We start from the raw sequence: 7,763 nt of genomic DNA, 5'->3' as shown, positions 1-7,763 counted from the left end.
GCACGAGCGAAGTCGCAACCCTATCTGCCCATCGCTCTTTAACATGCTCGGCGATTTGCAAAAGTATCGCTTCGCTATCGAGTTTAGACTCGGCATTGTCATGAGTGCTCACTTTAAACGCGCTCCACCCAGGTGAATATGACCTCGATTGAGGGGCCCACGGGGAATTTCTAACCGCAGAGTGGCTTGGTACTCTTTGTTGCCGTTGATAACTCTACCCGTGGGACGTGTTGACCAGCCGAGCCGAACAGATCGCCTGCCCGAATTCAGCATGCCGTCCCTGGCTGCTCCGAAGCCGACCGAGCCCAGCAATTGACCCCACCACCCCTACCTGAAATCAGAAGAGCCCTGCAACTGCGGTGTTCGCCTTCGACTGCCACACCGCGTGCGGCGGTAGGACTGTTCTGCCAACATGGGCCTCTCGCTCAATGGCCAGTGCGGTCAATGCCCAGATCGGCGCACCACGCGACAGCTTCCGGTCCTCTTCGGCCATCGTCTCGCTGATTGACTCAATCACGTGCGATCAGGATCATGCCCGCCGCTTCGGTCATTTGCTTAACGCCGATTGATTCAACATCACCCGCCAGAGCTGGCCGTCGTCGACTGTCAGGATCGAACGCATTTCCACTTTGCTCGCTCTAGCGCGGCTCGTGAGTTGGCGCATTTCAATCTCCAGGCGAAGTTCAGATCGAGTCCAGTAATACCTGTCAGGCGAAAAGTTCCGAATGAAGTCAGTCAATTCCGCGTCCAATTGGCTCAGAAAGCCATCGGCATTTCGCGATGCAACGCCACTGATCACCTCTAGCAACAATTTTCCTTGGACCCTATCAACAACTCGGCGAAAATGGCCTTCGCTTTGTCGGATATATGCGGATTCGCGGTGATTTGAGTTGAATATCGACGCTATCTTGCTCGCCAATTCCTCGGAGAGTGGCGGGAGCCGCGCGCTCCAGCCGTATTGAAGCAACGCTGATGAATATGCAGGATCAGCTTCAGGGCCGATATACGCCATTAGCCAGTCAGCAAGATATTCAAGATCACGTCTGGCGTCTTCCGGATCGATGGTTCTCACAAAAACATCGGCCGCGGAATAGGTGTCATCCCATAACGGGACTGTCACTCGCTTCCTTCGGAGCAAGGCCAGAAGTAGTGCCGCATCACATTCAGGCAGGTTCAACATGAAAGAACGTCTGGGGTTAATGATGCGTCCTCCCCGTACCCCCAACTCAATTGAAATTCTTAGCACTTCCTCCGCCTCTGTCCGTGTCGACGACGGCTTTTCGACATACCATGACGTCATTTTCCGACCCTATTCAGATCCTTATCGTATGTGCCCGTTCGCTTTCCCCTTTTGTCGAATCCTTTAAACCAACCCCTATGTGAACCTTGATCATTCCCACTCCCTCGATCCGGGCTGATAGAGGCCGGGCGATCTCGGCCCACTTTCTTGTCAATGGTCGACTGCCGACTCTTAGGGACCCTCATTCTGTCGGTGCCGTCCACAGGCTCTGTGTATCCTAGTTCTTTGGCACGGGCCTTTTGCTCAGATCTCGACGGTCTATCACTGCGTTTTTGGAATATCCGGTCGAGCACGTTGCACGAGTTGTAGCACTTGAATGTGGTGGTCGTCGTTATGCTTGCCAAATACGCCATCAGGATCGCAGCGCCTATAATCCAAAGGATTGCGGCCGGTACAACAACCGCAAACTCCCCGCTCGCGTCAAATTGGTTGATGGGGTCGTTGGGGTAGACGTAGGTGTTTTCGTTGCCGCCGGGCACTGGATCCTGTGACGTGAACCTCCCGGTGATCGGGTTGTATACACGAGCGCCCATGAGGATGAAGGGGGCGGTGGTGGTTTGGCGTTGTTTGTTGCCGAGCCATCCGTAGGTGGCGGTGCCGGTGGAGGCGGTGGTGCCGGTGGTTTGTCCGAATTCGTCGTAGATCGCGAATCCGGAGACGGTGGATGCGTCGGTGGTGGTGCTGGCGGGCAGTTGGGTGCGGGTGACGTTGTCGCCGTGCGGGTTCGCGAGCTGCAGGTACCCGGTGCTGCCCGACCCGGTGGTGTCGTACTGCAGGCTCAGAGCGCCGGCGATGTCGGCCGCGTACACGGTCGTCGTGCCCGACTTCACGACCCAGGAGGGACTGTCGGTGGTGTCGCCGTAGTGGGTGACGCTGCCATCGGTGCCCTGCACGCGTCGCATCGACGGATCCAGGGTGAAGGAGGTGTCGACCACCGTGCGTGGCAGATCGTTGTCGAAGTACCCGATCGACCGTGTGCCGCTCGACGCGGCATCCAGACCCGGAATCGTCGTCACCCGCCCCAACACGTCATACCCGTACGAGCCCGTGACCCCACCCTTGGTCACGGTCCGCACCCGCGAGGACAGATCGTAGGTCCACGTGGTCGTGGACGCCGCACCCCAGCAGTTCCCATCCGGCTGCGGGGCGTTCGTCGTCAGCGCGGTGCGGTTGCCCTGCTTGTCGAACGAGTACTGACGGATCACACACACGCCGCTGCTGCGATCCACGATCTCATCCAACCGCCCGGCCTTGTCGTACCGCCACCACCGGGTGGGGTAGTCCGTCGGCTGCGGGATCGCGGTCATGTCGTACTCACCCGTCACCCGGTCCGCAGCGTCATACTCCCGCGTCCACGTGTGCAGCAGCGGGCTCGCGCCGGTCGCGTCCCAGTAGTACGACATCCCGACCAGCCGCCCGGCGCTGTCGTAGGCGTTCGCCTGCCCGACATCGTTCGGCCCGACCTGCTTGATCAGAGCCCCGAAGGTGTCGTACGCGGCGGTGAACGTGTAGCTGGATCCTCCGACCATCGCGACGACCTTCTTCGTCAGCAGCGACCGCGACTCGGTACCGCCCCGGGCATCGGTCCCGCCGTAGGTGTAGCTCGTGACGCTCTTCGCGTCGGTCACGGTCGCGACCTGGCCGGCTCCGGCCTGGTAGCCGCCCGTGCTCGGCGCGACGTAGGTCGTGGTCGTGGTGTCGCCGAGCGAGTTGGTGTAGCCGACTGTCCGGCCCCACTTGTCGAACGTTGACAGCTCGGACGTCGTCACACCGGATGTGGTGGTGCTGGAGCCGCGCAAGGCCCCGGAGGATGCCTCGTACACATTGGTCGTCGTCTTGACGTCCCCGGCGCTGGGAAGAGTCGTGGCGTCCACGCCGACCGAGCTCACCCGCCCATCCGCGAGCACACATGGCGGATCCGTCAAAGCCGCAAGCGCGTATTTCAGGATTGATATCCTGGCCAAAATGTACCGATCAGCGGAATGCCAAACGATGAAAGGCGAGAAATTGTGCTCGCTTCCAGTATAAACCCTACTTGCGAATTGTCCGCCGTCGCCGACCAATATATCGCGGCATCGCAATCGCCCAATATGCTCAGCACGCGAGACTGGATCGGCTCAATTTGATCCAGCAATCTCTGCAGTGCGGAAGAACCAGAGTCGTCACCTTCCACGCCGACCACTTCGCCGGAATCCCAAAGAGCGTGGTCCCGGATCGCGCCAGAGCGGCGGCGATCGCCAATATCATAGCCGCGCAATGGCTCTCTCGTCATTTGCTCAGTAATCCACGATAGCGTTTTTAGTCGACTTGTAACGACAAGGCTTGCGGTGCTTTCTACAATCAATCCAACCCCTAGCCGTACGCGGCGCTTATCGGGAAGGTAACGATAGTTACGAAGATAATTCCGATCACTAAACCTGCGCCGACGCCGCTCCAATCCATCCGCACGCTTGGCTGGATGGAGCGAGTCTCGAGGTGATCGAGAATGTTTCCCTCCGGAGAACCATCTCCACCCTTCACTCGAATATCACCCGTCTTCGTATTCACCTCGATATCGGGATTCCGTGTCTTTGGATTCGATCCACGCAATCCCTTCTTTTCCCTTTCAACCGCACGCCGGACCTCTTTCACTGGGTATCCTAGTTTCTTGGCTGCATTATTTAGGTTGTCAGTCCAATCGTCAGAATCGGAACTTTTTGCCTTCTTCTTCAGTCCGAACAGATCATACGAGTTGATGGGGTCGCTGGGGTAGACGTAGGCGTTTTCGTTGCCGCCGGGGATGGGGTCGGGGGAGGTGAAGCGTCCGGTGAGGGGGTTGTAGAGGCGTGCGCCCATGAGGATGAAGGGGGCGGTGGTGGTTTGGCGTTGTTTGTTGCCGAGCCATCCGTAGGTGGCGGTGCCGGTGGAGGCGGTGGTGCCGGTGGTTTGTCCGAATTCGTCGTAGATCGCGAATCCGGAGACGGTGGATGCGTCGGTGGTGGTGCTGGCGGGCAGTTGGGTGCGGGTGACGTTGTCGCCGTGCGGGTTCGCGAGCTGCAGGTACCCGGTGCTGCCCGACCCGGTGGTGTCGTACTGCAGGCTCAGAGCGCCGGCGATGTCGCTCGCGTACACGGTCGTCGTGCCCGACTTCACGACCCAGGAGGGACTGTCGGTGGTGTCGCCGTAGTGGGTGACGCTGCCATCGGTGCCCTGCACGCGTCGCATCGACGGATCCAGGGTGAAGGAGGTGTCGACCACCGTGCGTGGCAGGTCGTTGTCGAAGTACGCGATCGACCGTGTGCCGCTCGACGCGGCATCCAGGCCCGGAATCGTCGTCGCCCGACCGAGGACGTCGTACCCGTACGTGCCCGTGCTGCCATCGCGGGTCACGGTCCGCACCCGTGAGGACAGGTCGTAGCTCCACGTGGTCGTGGTCGCCGCTCCCCAGCAGTTCCCATCCGCCTGGGCCGCACTGCTGGTCAGTGAGGTGCGGTTGCCCTGCTTGTCGAACGAGTATTGACGGATGACGCACACGCCGCTGCTGCGATCCACGATCTCGTCCAGACGCCCGGCCTTGTCGTACCGCCACCACCGGGTGGGGTAGTCCGTCGGCTGCGGGATCGCGGTCATGTCGTACTCACCCGTCACCCGGTCCGCAGCGTCATACTCCCGCGTCCACGTGTGCAGCAGCGGGCTCGCGCCGGTCGCGTCCCAGTAGTACGACATCCCGACCAGCCGCCCGGCGCTGTCGTAGGCGTTCGCCTGCCCGACATCGTTCGGCGCGATCTGCTTGGTCAGAGCCCCGAAGGTGTCGTACGCGGCGGTGAACGTGTAGCTGGATCCTCCGACCATCGCGACGACCTTCTTCGTCAGCAGCGACCGCGACTCGGTACCGCCCCGGGCATCGGTCCCGCCGTAGGTGTAGCTCGTGACGCTCTTCGCGTCGGTCACGGTCGCGACCTGGCCGGCTCCGGCCTGGTAGCCGCCCGTGCTCGGCGCGACGTAGGTCGTGGTCGTGGTGTCGCCGAGCGAGTTGGTGTAGCCGACTGTCCGGCCCCACTTGTCGAACGTTGACAGCTCGGACGTCGTCACACCGGATGTGGTGGTGCTGGAGCCGCGCAAGGCCCCGGAGGATGCCTCGTACACATTGGTCGTCGTCTTGACGTCCCCGGCGCTGGGAAGAGTCGTGGCGTCCACGCCGACCGAGCTCACCCGTCCATCCGCGAGGTAGGTCGTGGTGGTGGTCCTCGTGACGAGCCCGCTGCCGGATCCCGAGACCTCGACCTGGGTCAGCGCTTGCAGGTACTTGTTGTAGCTCGTGACCTGCGCGTCGGGCAGGTCCTCGTTCACCGGCTTCGATGCATGGCGGGAGAGGCACAGCATGCCCGCCCACTCGGGCCGGGCGCCGCACTGGCTGGCCTGGGAGTTCGCGCCGGCCGTGTAGTAGACGGTCTCGGTGGTGCCTTCGTCGTTGCCGTTCGAGAGCGGCTGGATGACCTTGGTCACCCGACCCGTCGCGTCGTACTGGGTCTTGTGCACGATGTCATCGGATGCGCCGCTGAGGGCCCCCGTGCTCGAGTCGATGGTGGTCGCAGGCGAGGCCAGGTCGAGGTCGGTCGCCGTCGCGAGTCCGAGTTTCCAGCTGGCAGATGGGTCGGAGCTGTCGTAGCTCGTGAACGTGGCGCTGAGGGCTTCCTGGTCGGCGGGGATCGTGTCCGCCGACGACGAGGAGCCGCTGCTCGGATCGGCGATGCCCGTGCGCACCGTGGTCTGGAGCCCATACGGGTGTCCGGTGGCGGGGTTGATCTTGCTGTTCGGGGCGCCCTGGTCGTAGTCGTAGTGCGTGTGCACACGCACGAGTCGCGTGGTGCCGCCGGAGTTCGCGCTGCCGTCCGCATTGGTGTGCACGTAAGCGGTCTTCTGCGGCCCCCACGCGTCCGTGAGGAACGAGCCTTCCGGCACGGCGACGCCGTTGACGGTTGCTGCGGCGTTGTACCGATACACGCTCGCGTACCTGGCGGCGTCGATCGAGGCGCCGCCCTGCTGCAGCTGCGTGAAGACCTGTGCCATTCCGCGTGCGTCGATGGAGCGGGTGACGTTGCTGTGGTCGTCGTAGTCCGTCGACGTGATCGCCCAGCCGCGCACCGGGTACGTGGCGGTGTTGCCGGCCGCGGCACCGAGATAGCTCGCCGTGTTCACCGTGTAGCCCTGGGCGTCCGCGTACTGGAGAGACGCGTGCGCCCAAGCCGCAGACGGAACGCTCCCCACGGCGAAGGCCCCATTCACTCTCTGGTCCGGCCCGAACACGGCGAAGCCGACCGCAGGAGCACGACGTTGCCGCCACTTGTCCGTCCAGGTCTTCGTCAGAGTGTCGGGCAGGCCCGGCACGCTCTGGTTCGGATCGATGTTGTAGACGAAGCTCGTGTCCCGGGTCGATGTCGTCGCGTTCGTGGCGTCGAAATGGTCGATGCTCGCGGTACGGACGTCGTACGACAGTTGCGGGTTGGTCTCGTAGTTCACCGCCCATCTCGCCCTGCCCGGATCCTGAATCGTGGCGAGCTTCGGGAATTGCGCTTCGGCGGTGTTCCAGGTGTACGACGTGGTGAGACCCGAGCGCGGGTCGGTGACGGATGTGAGCCGCCCGTCGGTGTACTGGTAGGTGGCCACCGTCGTGACTGTGCTCGAGCTCGAGGCCGGGTCCCACGCCTGGTAGTCGATCGACGTGACCCGATCACCGGTGTTGTTCGCGCCCCAACGGATGATGAGCGACCGGCACCCCTTCGTCGCGGGATCGTCGCAGGTCACCCCATCGGGCACAGGGGCAAGGATGCGCGAGATGCGGCCGGACGCGAGCCGCGTGAAGGTCGTGCCCGACGCGTTGCCGGGCTCGCGAACCTCTTTCGGCACCCAGGCGCCGCCCGTCTTCTCCCAGGTCGTGACCACCGCATCATCGGTCGTCAGCGACATCGTCGTCGCATCGATCATGCGCAGCTTCGCGTTCAACGCGCGCGTGTCATCATCGGCCGCTATGTAGACATCCAACGGTGCGATGACAGGCTTCATGAACGAGTAGATGTTGCCTTCGTCGTCGGCGAAGTACATGGTGCCGTCGACGGACACGTTGTCATACACGTCGAAACCAGCGGTGCCCACGGCGGCGCCGTCGAAGGAAGCACTGAACCCGGGACCGAAGGCACCGGCCACGGGGTCGCCCGTGGCGCCGTCGAACCCTAGGTGCGACCGGGAGACGATGAGTGCGCCCTGCGGTGTGTCGATCGAGACATCGGTGACCGAGTAGTTGAACTCGCCGGTCCAGAGCGCCACTTGACCCGGGCCGGCATCGGCGGTGGGGAAGCCCGCACCGAAGGCGTGGGGCACGCGGACAATCGTGCGCTCCGCCGTGCAGATGGTGCCGCCGTAGGTGCCATCGGGGTACGTGTAGTCAAAGCAGGCAGCGATGCGCAGCTTCCACGGCAACCGATAG

4 protein-coding genes are annotated in these 7,763 nt (G+C 62.6%); all 4 read right to left on the bottom strand.

Going from position 1 to position 7,763, the window contains the following annotated elements; translation table 11 throughout:
- Positions 1-547: 547 nt before the first annotated feature.
- The 4 genes from QT381_RS15445 to QT381_RS15430 are packed head-to-tail and all read right to left on the bottom strand — an operon-like array spanning position 548 to position 7,657.
- Positions 548-1,300 carry a hypothetical protein gene (locus QT381_RS15445; RefSeq protein WP_289249924.1) on the bottom strand — a complete coding sequence of 251 codons (753 nt, stop codon included), beginning with the start codon at positions 1,298-1,300 and terminating at the stop codon, positions 548-550.
- The gene (locus QT381_RS15440) at positions 1,297-3,189 is read right to left on the bottom strand and encodes an RHS repeat-associated core domain-containing protein (protein WP_289249923.1); all 1,893 of its coding nucleotides are present in this window, start codon (positions 3,187-3,189) and stop codon (positions 1,297-1,299) included. Before QT381_RS15440 ends, QT381_RS15445 begins: the two co-directional genes overlap by 4 nt.
- 53 nt (positions 3,190-3,242) lie before the next feature.
- Positions 3,243-3,644 carry a DUF4279 domain-containing protein gene (locus tag QT381_RS15435; RefSeq protein ID WP_502877569.1) on the bottom strand — a complete coding sequence of 134 codons (402 nt, stop codon included), beginning with the start codon at positions 3,642-3,644 and terminating at the stop codon, positions 3,243-3,245.
- A gap of 8 nt (positions 3,645-3,652) precedes the next feature.
- The gene (locus QT381_RS15430; RefSeq protein ID WP_289249921.1) at positions 3,653-7,657 is read right to left on the bottom strand and encodes an RHS repeat-associated core domain-containing protein; all 4,005 of its coding nucleotides are present in this window, start codon (positions 7,655-7,657) and stop codon (positions 3,653-3,655) included.
- Positions 7,658-7,763: the final 106 nt, after the last annotated feature.

The sequence above is a fragment of the Galbitalea sp. SE-J8 genome (assembly GCF_030345695.1).
Lineage (GTDB): Bacteria > Actinomycetota > Actinomycetes > Actinomycetales > Microbacteriaceae > JAUASV01.
The sequence above is the reverse complement of the archived record's forward strand: the minus strand, read 5'-3'. Positions and strand labels throughout refer to the sequence as shown.